The sequence below is a fragment of the Streptomyces sp. NPDC017940 genome, assembly GCF_044328435.1.
Classification (GTDB): domain Bacteria; phylum Actinomycetota; class Actinomycetes; order Streptomycetales; family Streptomycetaceae; genus Streptomyces.
Genome location: NZ_JBIRHJ010000023.1, coordinates 1 through 13,625 on the forward strand (window position 1 = coordinate 1; position 13,625 = coordinate 13,625).

The 13,625-nt window shown below is 68.4% G+C and carries 15 protein-coding genes; 7 read left to right on the top strand and 8 right to left on the bottom strand.

Translation table 11 applies throughout. The features are described 5' to 3' along the window. The first annotated feature begins 1,128 nt into the window (after window positions 1-1,128). Window positions 1,129-1,677: a hypothetical protein gene (locus tag ACH4DX_RS35600; RefSeq protein ID WP_398158135.1), complete on the top strand. Its 549-nt coding sequence runs from the start codon at window positions 1,129-1,131 to the stop codon at window positions 1,675-1,677. Continuing rightward, on the top strand, window positions 1,674-2,144 hold the full coding sequence (locus tag ACH4DX_RS35605; protein WP_086798213.1) for a helix-turn-helix domain-containing protein: 471 nt from the start codon (window positions 1,674-1,676) through the stop codon (window positions 2,142-2,144). Before ACH4DX_RS35600 ends, ACH4DX_RS35605 begins: the two co-directional genes overlap by 4 nt. Window positions 2,145-2,470: 326 nt before the next feature. Here ACH4DX_RS35605 and ACH4DX_RS35610 read toward each other — a convergent pair whose 3' ends face one another. After that, window positions 2,471-3,703, bottom strand: a complete 1,233-nt coding sequence (locus tag ACH4DX_RS35610; protein ID WP_398158136.1) for a hypothetical protein — start codon at window positions 3,701-3,703, stop codon at window positions 2,471-2,473. Window positions 3,704-4,063: 360 nt separating this feature from the next. On the opposite strand from ACH4DX_RS35610, the gene ACH4DX_RS35615 reads away from it, so the two are divergent. Both ACH4DX_RS35615 and ACH4DX_RS35620 read left to right on the top strand, forming a co-directional pair. Next, on the top strand, window positions 4,064-5,035 hold the full coding sequence (locus ACH4DX_RS35615; RefSeq protein WP_398158137.1) for a hypothetical protein: 972 nt from the start codon (window positions 4,064-4,066) through the stop codon (window positions 5,033-5,035). Between the two features lie 423 nt (window positions 5,036-5,458). Beyond that, window positions 5,459-5,614, top strand: coding sequence for a hypothetical protein (locus ACH4DX_RS35620; protein WP_398158138.1), 156 nt, complete (start codon window positions 5,459-5,461; stop codon window positions 5,612-5,614). A 90-nt stretch (window positions 5,615-5,704) separates the two neighbouring features. Here ACH4DX_RS35620 and ACH4DX_RS35625 read toward each other — a convergent pair whose 3' ends face one another. The 5 genes from ACH4DX_RS35625 to tap all read right to left on the bottom strand — a co-directional run bounded on the left by ACH4DX_RS35625 (window position 5,705) and on the right by tap (window position 9,617). Then, window positions 5,705-5,965 (bottom strand): hypothetical protein, encoded by a 261-nt coding sequence (locus ACH4DX_RS35625; RefSeq protein WP_398158139.1) that lies wholly within the window; start codon window positions 5,963-5,965, stop codon window positions 5,705-5,707. After that, complete coding sequence (locus ACH4DX_RS35630) at window positions 5,962-6,267, bottom strand: DUF6247 family protein (RefSeq protein WP_398158148.1); 306 nt, start codon at window positions 6,265-6,267, stop codon at window positions 5,962-5,964. The genes ACH4DX_RS35625 and ACH4DX_RS35630 overlap by 4 nt, the downstream gene beginning before the upstream one ends. Before the next feature lie 80 nt (window positions 6,268-6,347). Continuing rightward, window positions 6,348-6,926: a hypothetical protein gene (locus ACH4DX_RS35635; RefSeq protein ID WP_398158140.1), complete on the bottom strand. Its 579-nt coding sequence runs from the start codon at window positions 6,924-6,926 to the stop codon at window positions 6,348-6,350. A 15-nt stretch (window positions 6,927-6,941) separates the two neighbouring features. After that, complete coding sequence (tpg, locus tag ACH4DX_RS35640; protein WP_398158141.1) at window positions 6,942-7,499, bottom strand: telomere-protecting terminal protein Tpg; 558 nt, start codon at window positions 7,497-7,499, stop codon at window positions 6,942-6,944. A 3-nt stretch (window positions 7,500-7,502) separates the two neighbouring features. Next, a complete protein-coding gene (gene tap, locus ACH4DX_RS35645; protein ID WP_398158142.1) occupies window positions 7,503-9,617 on the bottom strand; it encodes a telomere-associated protein Tap in 2,115 nt (704 codons plus the stop codon). A 253-nt stretch (window positions 9,618-9,870) separates the two neighbouring features. On the opposite strand from tap, the gene ACH4DX_RS35650 reads away from it, so the two are divergent. Together ACH4DX_RS35650 and ACH4DX_RS35655 are read left to right on the top strand one after the other, a co-directional pair. After that, complete coding sequence (locus ACH4DX_RS35650; RefSeq protein ID WP_398158143.1) at window positions 9,871-10,176, top strand: hypothetical protein; 306 nt, start codon at window positions 9,871-9,873, stop codon at window positions 10,174-10,176. A 95-nt stretch (window positions 10,177-10,271) separates the two neighbouring features. Further along, a complete protein-coding gene (locus ACH4DX_RS35655) occupies window positions 10,272-10,511 on the top strand; it encodes a hypothetical protein (RefSeq protein WP_398158144.1) in 240 nt (79 codons plus the stop codon). A 217-nt stretch (window positions 10,512-10,728) separates the two neighbouring features. On the opposite strand, the gene ACH4DX_RS35660 is transcribed toward ACH4DX_RS35655, so the two are convergent. Then, the gene (locus ACH4DX_RS35660) at window positions 10,729-11,148 is read right to left on the bottom strand and encodes a hypothetical protein (RefSeq protein ID WP_398158145.1); all 420 of its coding nucleotides are present in this window, start codon (window positions 11,146-11,148) and stop codon (window positions 10,729-10,731) included. 249 nt (window positions 11,149-11,397) lie between these two features. Here ACH4DX_RS35660 and ACH4DX_RS35665 point away from each other — a divergent pair, with 249 nt between their 5' ends. Beyond that, window positions 11,398-12,453: a hypothetical protein gene (locus ACH4DX_RS35665; protein WP_398158146.1), complete on the top strand. Its 1,056-nt coding sequence runs from the start codon at window positions 11,398-11,400 to the stop codon at window positions 12,451-12,453. Window positions 12,454-13,205: 752 nt separating this feature from the next. Here the strand turns inward: ACH4DX_RS35665 and ACH4DX_RS35670 are convergent. Continuing rightward, a partial coding sequence (locus tag ACH4DX_RS35670; RefSeq protein WP_398158147.1) for an RHS repeat-associated core domain-containing protein occupies window positions 13,206-13,625 on the bottom strand: 420 nt, incomplete at its 5' end.

Sequence of the window (13,625 nt, forward strand, 5' to 3'; positions counted from 1 at the left end):
CCCGCGGAGCGGGATATGCCCCGGCAAGCCGGGGCATAGTGTGCGAATTGCGCAAGCGCAATTCGGATTCCGGCGCAAGCGCCGGAATTGAATTCCGCAAGCGGAATTTAAAAGGCGGGGCAATTCGCGCAAGCGCGAATTGTGGGCACCCGCGCAAGCGCGGTCGCCGGGGCTGGCAGCAAGGGGAGGTGCATCACGCACGGACCTGTGTAAGGCTTGGAAATCCCAGCCACCGCCCCTGCAAGGAGGTGACGGGCCGTCGGCCCGACGGGGTGCCGGCCTCACCGCAGTGACGGGCTCCGCTTCGCTCCACCCTGACGCCTCCTCAACTCGCGAAACCGGCCGCTCACGTTCACCAATACTCCGCCAGCATACACACCAACCCGTCACGATAGGGCGGAAAGCATCAGGGAATCACCCGAGTGAGCGAACGCGCAGCTAGCGTGATGCATCGTAGGTCGCTGCTGTGTAGCGTTTGGGTCATTGCCGCACCACCCTGACCCCGGCAAAAATTAACCGGACGAATTCATAATTGCGCGGCCCTGAATGCCTTAGCCACAGAACGGAAGCCCGATATGGGAATGCCGGAACTCTACGTGCGGAGGTACATGAGCCGTTCGGCCGCCAGGCCGTACGGCGGAACCCACCACCAGCACAAGCCACGCCCCTATGCTTTTGGGCGTCACGGCCGGTACAACCCGAGACGCAGTTCCGCTGGTGCCGCCTACGCTCCGCGCCGTACCCACGGAGCCGTACGCGAAGCCGCCTCAGCCCCGTCCGGGGGCCGAGGCGCAGCAGCTGGCGAGCCGCCGGCGGATGGATCCGCGGCCTTCTGCCTGGTCGCTGCATCGCCGCTGGTTGGAGCGCCTGGAGGGGCGTGGCGAGGGTCGCCGGGGGCGGGCCTCTAAAGATCAGATAGGAGTGGAGCCGTGACCTGCGGAAACGCGAAAGTTCTATTCCCCTGCACGCATAGATCGTGGTCGTGGGGCGGAAGATGCATGCGGCCTAGCCGACTAGATCTCCCCTGGCTAGAGACACGCCGGAAGTGAATGGATCTCACGCATAACATCACTCGTGAGGTATGTTATGCGCCTCAGTGATCTTGGAGGGAAGTCAGTGGCTCAGCCCTTGAGAAGCAGTGCGTCGGCGTTTTCACGGACGTCGCCACTGGCTCCTGTCCCCGAGCCGGAGCGGGACTACGTCAACGGTCTCGAATCGGCCGCGGCCCTGCTCAACAAGTTCAAGGAGCTGTCCAAGGGCGGGACGTTCACCTACGACCGCAAGCGCCGTCCCTACGCCTTCTACGGGACGAACCACTCCAGCGTCTCGGACGTGCTCCAGGCGAACCTGTGGAAGTTCCGGTTGACGACGGTGGCCCGGGACGTGCTGGACTACATGGTCACGCACCACGACAAGCAGGCCCTGGTGAAGACGACCCAGGCGAAGCTGGGCGAGCACTTCTGCTGCTCGCAGACCAAGGTCAGCAAGGCCATCGGGGAGCTCACCCGACACAACTTCACCTGGAAGGAGAAGCGCGGGCTGTACCGGCTCAACCCGCTCTACGCTTATGGGTGGGGCAGTGACCATCACCGGGAGCTGGTCGTGTCGCTGCAGACGGTTCTGCTGGAGCACCAGATCGAGATTCCGACGGTCGGGAAGAAGGAGACCTCGCGATGAGCAGCACGATTGCCGGATTCCACAACCCGCAGCTGTTCGAGGTCCTGCCCAACGCGTGCCTGTCGGCGACAGCCCGGGACATCTTCGACGTGCTCACCGCGCGCCAGGAGCCAGGCGGCCTGGTCCACATCCGTCAGCAGGAGATCGCCCAGCGCCTGGGCCTGTCGCAGTCCGCGGTCTCCCGCGCGATCGGGCAGCTCCGCGACAAGGGCATCATCAGCGAGCGGCAGCGCAAGGGCACGCTGCTCATCCACCCGCTGCTGGCCGGCTATGAGTCGCTCGCCCACATGACCAACCACCTCGAGGCCCCGGACACCCATGTGTGGCCCATCAACTTCCCCGTCGGCGACATCCGCCCGCCCCGCGTACGCGACGGCCGCACCGGCACCGACTTCGACCCCGACCCCGACGGTGGTGAGGACGCGCCCGCCCCCGAGGTCCGACCCGCCCTCCGGCTAGCCGGCTGAACCTGAGTTCCTCACGGACCACCACGGCGCCCCCGACCGGGAGGGCGCCGTCGCTGTTCCCGGCCGGGACGGATCAGCACGCCGGGAGCACCAGCTACACCGGATCGTTCTGGAGCAGCAGAACAGTGCAGCGGTCACCCGCCGCACCATCCCGGGGCAGGCCTCTGACGCGTGCAGCGCCCTTGTGCTACGCGGGCCCATGTAAATGCTGCGCTGCACTCACGACACCGTGCTGCTGGCATTCGAGGACCACCACCAGGAGCAGCTCCAGGTCCTCTCGCCGCAGGCTTTCGCCTCACACCTCACAGCCTCACAGATGAGCCCGTCTACCTGGGGATTCGGGCTGTGAGGCTCACAATCTCCGCGTCGCCGGGGAGGTCCAGGCGCTCCTTGCGCGGGGCGGGGAGCAGTGGCACCGGGTCACCGGGCAGCAGCCCGCGGCGTTGCAGGACCTGGGCGCGAGCGCGGCACCAGGATGAGCAGAACTCCCGGGGCCGGCGTCCGGAGCCGGGGCAGGGCTGGGTGCAGACCTTGCAGTGGCCTGGGTCGGCGACGGGTGCCAGGCGCTGGAGCAGTCGGCGAACCTGGTCTTCCTCTTCCGTCCCCTGCGGTACGTCGTCGGAGGTGCAGCCCTCGATGAGCTCGGTGAACGCGGCGCGGAAGACGGTGAGGTCGCGGCGGCAGGCCCCGAGCAGCTCGAGGTACTCCTCGACTGGCCAGCTGGCGAAGGTGCCGGAGCGGGTCAGGTACAGGCCGACGGTGTCGATCCGGTAGCGGTCCTCAGTGTCGAGCAGCAGATAGCCAGCCAGCTGCCACGCTTCGGCCTGGCGGAGGGTGCGGGTGGCGCGGGTGCTCTTGAAGTCGAGCAGCAGCCCGTCGACGGCGAGGTCGGCGTCCGCGGTGAGGTGGTGGGTGGAGAACGTGGGGCCGGGCGTACAGTCCTCGGGCCGGGAACGGTCGCGCAGGGCCTTCAGGGGGCCGTCGGCGGCCTTGTAGAGCTGGGCGACGACATCGGCCACCATGTCGCGGTGCGGCAGCTGGAGAAGCCGTTCGAGGGTGAAGGCGCCCGGGTCCTCGCGGGCGGTGATGGCCAGCGGGGTGTAGGCGAACCCGATCGGGGTGCGGTAGTTGACCTGGTACCAGGCCGCGGCGATCAGCAGGCGGGCCAGGTCCTCCTCTTCGTCCTGGTCCCGGTCCACGGGCAGGTCTCGGTTGTCGAGCTCCAGGCGCAGCACGGTCTCCTTGAGCCGGTCCGCGAGTTCCTTGCCCACGGCGCGCATGATCTGACCGGCGTCGTCCGTGCCGAGGTGAAGCATGCCTAGGATCGCGACCGGGTCGACGGGCTTGACGGTGGTGAAGGCCAGGCGCAACCGGTAGTCGATCGCGGTGCCGACGGTGCCGGCCTCCGTGCCCACGCCCGGGCCGGGCAGCAGGAGCTGGTCGTCGTGATGCCGGGCTCGGTAGTTCTTGCGCAACAGATGCGCGCCGGCCGACAGTTCACGGTCAAGGAAGCGGCGCAGCGGGGTGCGCGGACAGTGGATACCTGAAGTCAGGCTCATGAACACCGCCTTGGGCAGCGAGCGCCATCGAGGCGCTTCGGGGTTGTCACGATTTGGACGGTAGGGAGCGGCACTGACATCCCGTCACCCGCAAGAGGGAACGAGGGGAGCCGCGGGCGAGGGATTCACCCGCACGAGGGGCGGCGCGGCGTCCTTAGTGACATAGATGGCACGGTGCACACGGCGGAGGAAGCCGACGGTGTCACGCGCTTCCTCACACCCTCACAACGTCACAGTTCACCCTGTTCACCTGGGGAAATGGGCTGTGAGCCTCACAGACCTCACAGCCGCTGGGGGTGGGGTGAGGCCTTCGGGATAATTCACCAGCCCAGGCCCTTGAGCTGTCGGTATGGTCCCGGCATGGACTCGCCGGTCACGTTCGATCGCCTCCTTGAAGGCGCCCAGCGATTCGCCCGCCTGGCGATGGAAGCCCACGCCGAGCAGGACCAGGAGGTGTTCCTTCTGCATGCCGGCGTCAGCGTGGAGCGCCTGGCGAAGGCGGCGCTGGCCCGCGTCCATCCCACCTTGCTCACCGAGGTGAACGGCAAGGACGACATGCTGCTGCACTTCGCGGGAGCGGTGGCCACACCGCCGACCCGCCTGAGGACGATCGGCGCGGCGACGGCGATCGGCCGGCTGCGGAAGATGGACGTCCTCCCGCAGAAGCCCAGCAGCGAAGCCGCCGACCTGGACGGCCTGATCGAGCTGCGCAACGGTGTCGCCCACCTCGGCACGGACGATGTGGAGGACTACCTCGGGACCTTCATCGCGACCGTGGACCGGCTCTTACCGCACCTGGGACAGGAGGCCGGCTCCTTCTGGGAATCCTGGGCGGACACGGCCCGAGTAGTCCTGGACGACCGGGCGGACCGCCTGCAGAAGGACGTGCGCCTGCGGATCAACCAGGCCCGCCACCGGTTCCGGACGCGCTTCGCGGACCTCCCGGAGGGCGCGGTCGACGGCGTCCAGCAGGCGGTCAGCGAACACGGGCTGATAGTGGTCGAGGTCGGCCCGGCGAAGGCGCTCTTCCAGACGCTGAGCCAGTGCCCCGCCTGCGAGCGGGATGCCGCCGCTCTGTTCCTGGCAGTGGACCAGGACTCTCCGCTGTTCGACATGGAGCTGACGGCCGAAGGGCTTCTATGCGGGCTGTGCGGGTTTCGTCTCTCCACCATCGCTGAGGTCGAGGCCGTCGGCTTGCCGACCACCGTCCGGTTCTCCGTGGAGGACCTGGAGAGGGCCGTCACGGAGACGTCAGACCCGGCGGAGCGCCTCGCGACCATCAGACTCAGCCTGCCGACCGTGACCCGCATGGACGCACACGACAGCTGGTAGACGCCTGCCCACAGCCTTCGGCACGACGGTCGTCAGCACTCTCGTGTGACTCCCAAGGGTTTTCTGATGACTCCCACGGGTGCCGGATTGGCTTTCCCGCCAGAGGTGGGTGCAGGATGCGCAGCAGAGCGTCCGCGGTCAACCAACTGCCAGCGCAGTTCGGCATCGTGGACCTTTTTGCGGGGGGTGGCGGCTTCAGCCAGGGCACGCACTCTCCGCCGACCATCGTGGTTCCAGCACGCAAAAGGGGAGCCCCGAAGGCCGCACCCGAGCTTTGGACGGCGGAGGGTACGACCGAGGACTCCCCGGTGTCGCGTTGGGATCACATCCGCCCGAGCGAAATCACGAGAGATGAATCCTGTAGCTACATCGCGGAACAGTACCGCAGCCAGACCGGTGTCCCGTCTTGCCCAGGTCAGCCAGGTGACTCCTGCCATCGTCGCGCTCTTGGCGATGATCGCCATCTGCCTGCTGGCCGCCAGCGGGCACACGGACCCGATCGCCGCTGTGGCCTTGTTCGGCGGCACGGTCTTCGCTGGTGGAACGATCGTCAGCGTGACCGTCAACATCCGCCGCTGACCACCATGGTCAGGCGCGGATAGCATGCGCATCGGCCTGTCCCCGGCAACTCCAATGCCGGGGACAGGCCGATGTTCGTGCGCGGGTGGGTCAGCCGAGCCAGACGATGTCCAGGACGGACAGGTGACGCAGGGCGCGGTTGGCGAAGTAGATCACGGAGAGCTGGCCGATCGACGCGATCCGAACGTCCTCGCCCTCCGGGTCGTCGGCATCCCACTGCGGGTAACCCCACGGGGCGCCGGCCGCGGCGTCCAGGACGTCCCAGGTCATCTGCTCCGCGTGCTCGGGGAGGGCTGCGAGCACCTTCGCGGCCTGCGCGGAGAGACGGACCGCGTACGGCTGTCCGGTCACCGGCGCCTGCTCCGGATGTCCTCGAGGTCCACGAAGCCGGTGTCGTCGCGGCCGGAGGCGAGGAACGCGTCGACCGCCGGGGCGGAAGCAACGCGGGCCTGCCAGACCTGGACGACCTCGTACAGGTGGGCGAGGGAGAACGTCCGGCGCGACTCCTCCAGCGCCGCCGCCCACTCCTGCTCGAAGGCTGGCACCCACCGCTCCGCGCGAGTGCTGGCGCGCAGCTGGGCGAGCAGTTCGGCCGGCGCCCCGGGCGCGGGGGCGTACGGCGTGACGGGTGCGTGGTCGGGCTGCGCGCTCATCGGCTGTTCCTCCCGGCGGGTCGTCACCTCACCGTACGCGCGCCGGTGGGCCGTGGATGCGGGCATGGACGGATCCCCTCCTACCGGGTCAGGGCGCGGGCGACGGCCTGGGCGTGCTGGCGCAGCAGCAGGTCCTGCTTCTCCCAGGTGGCCGCGACGTAGTTGAGGAGTTCGGCCGTCGCGCGCTCCGAGTCGCTCGGGTCGCCGGTGAGCAGCCGGTCGGCGGCGAGGGCGACGTCGGCGGCCGGGGTGGCGTGCTCCTGGTCGTCGACGGGGCGGTAGCCGGCGGTCAGCGTGAGGGTGTACTCGTTGCCGGTGCGGGTGAGCGCGGTGATGGTGTTGAGGTTGAGTGGCCCGAAGGACGGCTGTTCGAGGGCGGCACGGATGAAGTGCCGGTGGTTGCCGATCGCGGCGACCACGGCGTCCCAGGCGTAGGCCACCCGCTCACCGTCGGGGTCCGGCTCCACGGTGGCAAGGGACAGCTCGAAGCCGGTGCCGTCGGCGTCACGGAACCAGACCGTCTCGTCGCCGGGCGCGGCCGGGGCGACGAAGGTGATGTGCGGGCTGGAGCGCAGCGCGTCGGCGATGCGGACAGCGTCGTGGTCGGCATCGAGCAAAGGGTTCTTGTCGCGGTCGATGGCCGGAATTCCAGCGCTCATGCTTTCGCTCCTAATTCAGTAATCCAGGTCGAGGTAATCGATGTCGTTGATTGCCACGTCCGACAGTCCCATAGCGCGACCGCCGCCGTCCTGGAAATAGACTTCCTTAAACCCTTCGGCGATGATCCCACGCATCTCCTGGTCGCTGGCCCCGGTGTCGCGGGCGTCGAAGAGTCGCTGCGCGTACGTCGCCGGGAGCTTGACGGTGAGGCGGCGGAAGCGTCCGTCGTCGGTCGATCCGGCGGAGGACTCGTAGCCGAACCGAGCCCGGGTCTCGACCGTGATCCCGCCGGAGGCGGCGGCCTGTTGGCGCCGGCGCTTGCGCACCTGGGGCTGCCACCGCTGGCGTACGGCGTCGTCAATCTTGGAGGCGACGTCGGCGCGGGCGTGCTTGCGGGCGCCGCGCCGGTAGCGGTTGACGGAGTCGGCGGTGACGCCGAGCTCCGCCGCGACGGCCTTGGCGCTGCCGAGCTGCTTGAGCAGGTAGCCGATCTGGCCCTTGAGGGTCTTGGGCGGCTGGCGGGTGAACGCCTCGCGGTCGGCCCGCTCGATGGCGTCCTCAATCTCCCCCACGGCCTACTCCCCTTCGTCCAGGACGGCGTCGTGGCCGTCGCCCTTGATGTGGCGGGCCGGGTTGAGGCCCTTCTCCATGAGGTCGACCGCCCAGGCCATGTCCTGGACGCCTTCGAGCTTCGCCAGGCCCGGGGTGGGTCCGAGGCGGAAGGCGCCGGGCTGCGGCTTGCCGGACGCGGCGTAGGGGAGGAAGTCGAGCGGGGAGGCGCTGGGGGCCGGGTAGACGACGCAGTCGGACAGCACGGCCAGCGGATACATCCCGGTCATCTTCGCCATGTTCGCCAGCTTGCGGTGCATGTTGACCCGCGCCTTGCTGATGACAGCGGCGCGGATATCCGGGCGCCAGGTCGGCCGCTGCATGGCCGGCCAGGGCTCGCCGTCCTTGTGGCCCTTGCCCTGCGGGTTCTCGAACAGCTTGCCGATGCCGCCCTTGATGGTGCCCTTGATCGCGGCGAGCACGGCGGTGAGCACCGGGTCGACCTGCTTGTGCTGTTCCATCGCCGCGAGGAACTGCGCGTCGGTGAGGTCCTTGGTGACGCCCATGTCGGCGAGGGTGTCGACGTAGGCGGCCTTGAGGCGGTCGTGCCACGGGTCGAGGTACGCGCCGGTCTCGCGGCGCAGGTACGCCTCCAGGATCTCGACGTTGTAGCCGAGCTCCTGGGCGTAGGCGACGGTGTGCGTCTGGTACCAGGCCGGGCCCGTCGGGTGGGTGCCGTCCGGTGTGAACGGTGAGGGCAGGCGCGGGTCGATCTCCACGTGGGAGAGGTCGACCAGCCAGGATCCGGGGATCTTGGGGTTGAACTTCGGGGCGACGAAGTGGTCCGGGGCCGACAGGCCGACCGTGAGCCGGGCCGCGGCCGCGAGGAAGGCGGTGTTGAGGTCCAGGCCCACCGCGTAGGGGAGCATGCACTCCTCATCGGACAGGGTGTCCACCGACCGCACCCACTGGAACGCCTCTTCCCGCAGGAAGCCGCCCTTCCAGCCGATGCTGTGGACCGCGGGGTGCTCGATCTGGCCCTCCGGCGGGGCCGGGTCCATCGGCTGCGTGCCGAGCGAGCCGGGGTTGTGGCCGCTCACCCAGTTGCCGGTCTCCTCGTCGCGTACGGGGCGGGTCGGCGGGCGCAGCGCGGTCATCAGCTCCAGGCCGGAGACGGCGGTGCTGCCGCGCGGGGTGCTGACCCGCTGGGCGTAGATGCCGAGGACCTGGGCGATGTCGGCCGGCTCCATGTCGGCGACGCCGGGCCAGGCGCGGGTGTCGAGCGCGTCCCAGGGCAGGATCGCGAGCTGCACGCACTGCCGCTGGGCGCCGGTCGCCGCGCGGTAGATGCGGGCCCACGGCCCGAATCCCCTCTTCGTGAGCTGCCACTTCGCCTTGAGGACCTGCTTAACGACCGGGTGGTCCTCCTTCAGGCGCAGCCCGCGGCGGTCCTCCAGGCGTTCGGGCAGTCCGACCTTCGCGGCGGCCGACGCGGTCAGCACGATCAGGGGGTCGGAGTCCTTGCCGTTGCGGTGGAGCTTCGGTGCACCGAGGCCGGCCTCGCGCAACGTCCACTCCACGAGCTCCACGACCGTGGTCGCCGGGCAGTCCAGCACGATGCCGTCGACGCAGTACGCGGAGCCGTCGCCATCGAGGACGGCGAGCGGCCCGTTCGGGAAGCGCGGGTCGACGGCTGGCTTCGCGGCCTTCTTCGCGGCCGGGCGGCGCGACGTCGCCGGGCGGGCGGCGGGGCGCTCCGGAGCGGTCGGGGCGGCGGGCGCCTGGACCGGCGCGGCGGTCTGTGCCTCGGGCACCTCGGGGGCGGCCGGTCCGGCGAACGTCTCCGGCACCGGCTGAGGCTGCGGCGCGACGACCGGAGCGGGGGCGGCGTGCGCGGGGTACTTCGCCGCCCATCCGTTCAGCAGCCGCTGGTACGCCTCCAGGCGCGGCGGCTTCGGCTCGGAACGCCCGTTCTCGTAGTTCTTGACCGACTGGACCGTGGACTTCAGCGCCTGCGCGAGGCGGGCCTGGGTGACACCGGCGGCCTGACGCAGCCGGGCGCGCTCCGCCGGGGGCGGGAGCTGCGGCTCCTCCTCCAGCAGGGCGTCGATGTTCGCAAACAGCTCTTCCTCGGATGCCATGTGGATCTCCTTTCGTGCCCTCACCCTAGCACTATTTACCCTAGCTTTTAACCCATTTTTTAACCCATTCCGATAGAGCTTCCAGAAGAGTGCGGACCGGTTTTTCGCGGCATCCGCAGGCCCTGGCTCACACCTGGCAGGCCGACTATGCGGCCCTCTCACCTGGGGAAATGGCGTGTAAGGCTCATAGGTGGCGGCCCGAGTTGCCGAGAGACGGCCCGCACGGGCGGGCGCGCTCGCTACGGTGGCGACCATGACCGATCAGGGTGGGGTTCAGGACGGGCCGGAGCAGACACGGCTGGGTGGCGTTGTCGAGCCGCCACCGCCTGCCCCGCTCGGCACGGTGCGGGTGGTCACCGGCAGCCGGGCCCGGCAGGTGAACGACCAGGAGGCCCGCGACTTCGGGATCTTCACCGACCGGGTCTGTCTGGAGATCGAGCACATCTACTACGACGCCGAGGACGACGTCCTGCGGCACACGGTCACCGTCGACTACAGCGGCCAGCCGTACGTCACCCGGCACGTGCCTACCCCCGAGGAGCTCGCCCGTCGCGAGTAGCCAGCCCGGCGCCCTGGCCCTTCCCGGCGATCGGCGGATCCGGTCGCGAACGGCCGGTACGGTGCCGGGTGAGACATCGACAGCAGGGGGAGAGCGTGGCGAAGGCTCGAGACCGTGGCGAGGTGCTGGGCTTCGGAGCGGCGGCCGTGATCTTCCTGCCCGGGGCCGCCTACCTCGGGATCACCAATGGCCACCAGTTCATCGCCAACGACTTCTTCGCCTTCATGTACTGCCTGGCCAGCATCGGCTTCGCGTCGGTCCCGCTGATGGCGTGGCGCCGGGGCGGCGGCCGCTACGCCGACCCGGGCTTCGACCGATCGGCCTGGTCCCCGTGACTGTTCACCACCGGGCAGGGCGTCGCCTACAGTGCCCCGCGCGGCGACGCGAACGACTTCCTGCTGGTCTTCGGCTGGGGCGCGTTCATCTATGCCGAGGTGATCGCCCTGTACTTGCTCGGGCGCGCCCTGTGGTCCACCGACGACGGCACCGGTGAGGCGGTGCCCAGTGAGGGGGCCGCTCTGCGCGAGCCGAAGGCCGGCGCCTGAACGCTGCTCAGTCCGCGGCTGGATCGCCGTCCAAGTGGCCCACGGCGTAGCCACGCTCATCCGGATGACGGGCCAGACGGGCCATTACCCATGCGGTCCGGGCATCCATCCCTTCGCCGAAGTCGGCGGCAAGGCGCCGTGCCTGCCACGTCGTACGCGGGGCGAGGAACCACCGCACGAGTGAATAGCGGACGCGGCCGGTGACGGCTGTCGTCCGGCATGCCCCGTCAGGGGAGTCCTCGGGGGCGGCGCCGGGGATGTTCGGGTCGGTCACGATCGCGAGTTTGGCGACGGCCTCGGCGTCATGGGCGGCTACCGGGCCGGAGATCACCGGATCGGATGGTGCGCTCCACGGCTTGGGTTGACGAGAGGCGTGGTGGCGAAAGTCCGGGCTGCCTCGGCCTGACAGCGCGGCATCGTCCTGCACGCCTTAGGCTGCCTGCGTCCGTCTGAGTGACCCGTGACGGTGTCGACCGGTCTGGCTCGGTTACTGGCTGGATGATGATGGGCGGTGGCCCGAGGCGGGCCACGTTCCGACCGCCGCCCGATCCGGTGTACCGGAACGCAAGGAGCGTGGCATTGCACCGGCCTGCACCACACGGGATTACACATAACAGCTCGTCAGTGTTCGTTGACGTGCCGGGATCGGGCAGAGGCGCGTCAGGAAGGCACTGCCGTGAGCGACCGCTCCTCGTGGGAATCCCGCAAACTTCGCTACTGGTCCGAGTGCAGTGGGCAGTTCCGCCGCACCGCCCTTCGCCCCAGCCACCCGGCGTCCGCGGTCTTGCCGGCGCAGGCCCGGCTGGAAAGCCTCGTCCTTGAGCAACTGGGCACTGCTCCGGACCTGTGCGCGCACCCCTTCGGCATCACTTCCCTGCACAGCGCCGCCACGTCCCTCACGCTGCACCTCGACGCCTACATGGGGCACAGGCGGCACTCCTTCCCCGAGTACTGTCTGAGCCAGCTGCTGCCCGCGGCTCCCGCCCCAGGAAGCGGTGACGATCCGCACGGGATCCCCGGGCTGCGGATGAGCGGCATCAATGCCGACGGCCGGCAACTGCACCTGCACATGGTGAAAGACCCTGGGCAGACAGCCACGCTCGTGCTCACCCTGCCCAAGGGGCTGACGGAGAACTGGGCAGACATCGAGCGCCGCCACCGGCGCTGGTGCGAAGACAACGATCTGCGGCAGCTGTGGACCACCCCGCAGCTCGATGCCGTGGAATCCGCTTACCTCGGTGCTTGCCCCAGCCTCGAAGGCTCACGGTCCAGGCGGGCCGCGGTGGGCAGCGGGCTGCTGCGGCGCATCGCGCTCTTCCACACCGTCACCGCCTTCTATCGGGTCCAGTGCTGGGACGACGGCGACAGCTGGAAAATCGACGCCCGAACCGCCCACCCCCGAGCCCGCTGGCACGACCAACTACTACAGCGGCTGTGCCACCCACGCTGGGGCCTGCCGGTCCACGTGGCCCACCGGTTCTGCCACTGCGCCGAACCCGACACCCCCTACCAGTGGGATCACACCTGTGCCTTCTACTTCGACGGCCACACCGCCAGCAACGACGACCCCATCTACCTGCGTGTCCACGCCAACCCCGAAGGACACGACTACCACCGGCAGATCGCGACGCTGCGACAGGTCGGCGCCCCCGCGGACTGGATGGCCCGCGCCTTTCCTGAGCAAGCAGTCCAACAGCATGACCGGCACCGTCAGAAGGAGCGGCTGCGGTAATGAAACGGCCTTCAAGGCGCTAGTCACAAACTTCTGCTCAACTACTGATGAGAAGAGTGGATATAAGCAGCTTGCACTGCATATGCTGTGGTCCAAGGAAAGGCGCCCATCATCTGATGGGAAATGCGGGTGCAAGGCCTGCCGGGCGCTCCCCTGTAAAGGCTCCCTCATCTCATGAGGGAGCCTTCGTCGTATCCAGAAAAACACGACAGCGCCAGTGCGACTTACCGCTCGCACGGGTGACAGGTGCTCCCACCCCGGCACGGCCCCGGCCCCTCTTCCGCTACGAAGAGGACGCGTTGTCCCCGTGGCCTTCGGAACCTGCATTCTCAGTTCGAATCAGTTCATACGCGAGGGCCAGAAGCGCGGTGTTACTGGCTCTCACGCCCGCGCAGGAACAGGCCACTCGCTATTGCAGCACTTCCCACAGCAAGCGAGACCCACTTGGATCCGCCGAACGCCGCCCACAGCAGACAGAAGAGGCCGCCGCAGCAGATGAGCCCCCACGAAACAGTCTTCTGTACTGGTGCTCGCATGCCCATATGCCTTTCATCGGCGTTTTTGGCGACGACGCCCCACAAGTATGATGAGGACCACGGCGGTAAGTGAAATCAGAAGGATAGGCAGTTGCCATCCGTCGGGGATCCAGGAACCTCTGCCCTCCGATGCCAGCCACACGTTGCTCACGAAGCACCTCCCTGTGCACCGGGCTGCCCAAGAGTATGAATTACCCTAGGCAGCCCGGTAACTAGTTATGACCAAGCTTGCACGGTTTTGTTCTCAGCATATGATCCGGCCGCTTCACCTGCCGCCATGCAGGGTGCCGTAACGGCGGCGCCCGTCGTAGGGCCTCCGAGATAAGTACCTGCGCCGATACACGTGCTTTCAACGGCCGCGCCGACCACTCCGCCAAAGGCAATCCCTGCTGCCTTGCCCCACTCACCGTCCAGACCTGCGTTCCAGGCCCGGCCGACGGTATCGATGGTGTTTGCTGCCCCTACAGCTTTGAAGATCTTCCCGAAGGGAAGGGTGCCGTTGGGGTCGATCTTGTTGACCGGGTCGCCTTCGGCGTAGAGGTAGGGGTTCTTCTCCTGGCCGGAGGGGTCGGGCTGAGTGAAGCGGGTCATGTGCGGGTCGTAGTAGCGGGCCTTGAAGTGGTAGAGGCCGGTGGG

Bases quoted from the DNA above. Each gene is read 5' to 3' on its own strand.
- ACH4DX_RS35630 (WP_398158148.1), bottom strand. From the start codon at position 6,267: ATGAGCGCGCAGCCCGACCACGCACCCGTCACGCCGTACGCCCCCGCG.
- tap (WP_398158142.1), bottom strand. From the start codon at position 9,617: ATGGCATCCGAGGAAGAGCTGTTTGCGAACATCGACGCCCTGCTGGAG.
- ACH4DX_RS35605 (WP_086798213.1), top strand. From the start codon at position 1,674: ATGAGCAGCACGATTGCCGGATTCCACAACCCGCAGCTGTTCGAGGTC.
- ACH4DX_RS35610 (WP_398158136.1), bottom strand. From the start codon at position 3,703: ATGAGCCTGACTTCAGGTATCCACTGTCCGCGCACCCCGCTGCGCCGC.
- ACH4DX_RS35635 (WP_398158140.1), bottom strand. From the start codon at position 6,926: ATGAGCGCTGGAATTCCGGCCATCGACCGCGACAAGAACCCTTTGCTC.
- ACH4DX_RS35650 (WP_398158143.1), top strand. From the start codon at position 9,871: ATGACCGATCAGGGTGGGGTTCAGGACGGGCCGGAGCAGACACGGCTG.
- ACH4DX_RS35615 (WP_398158137.1), top strand. From the start codon at position 4,064: ATGGACTCGCCGGTCACGTTCGATCGCCTCCTTGAAGGCGCCCAGCGA.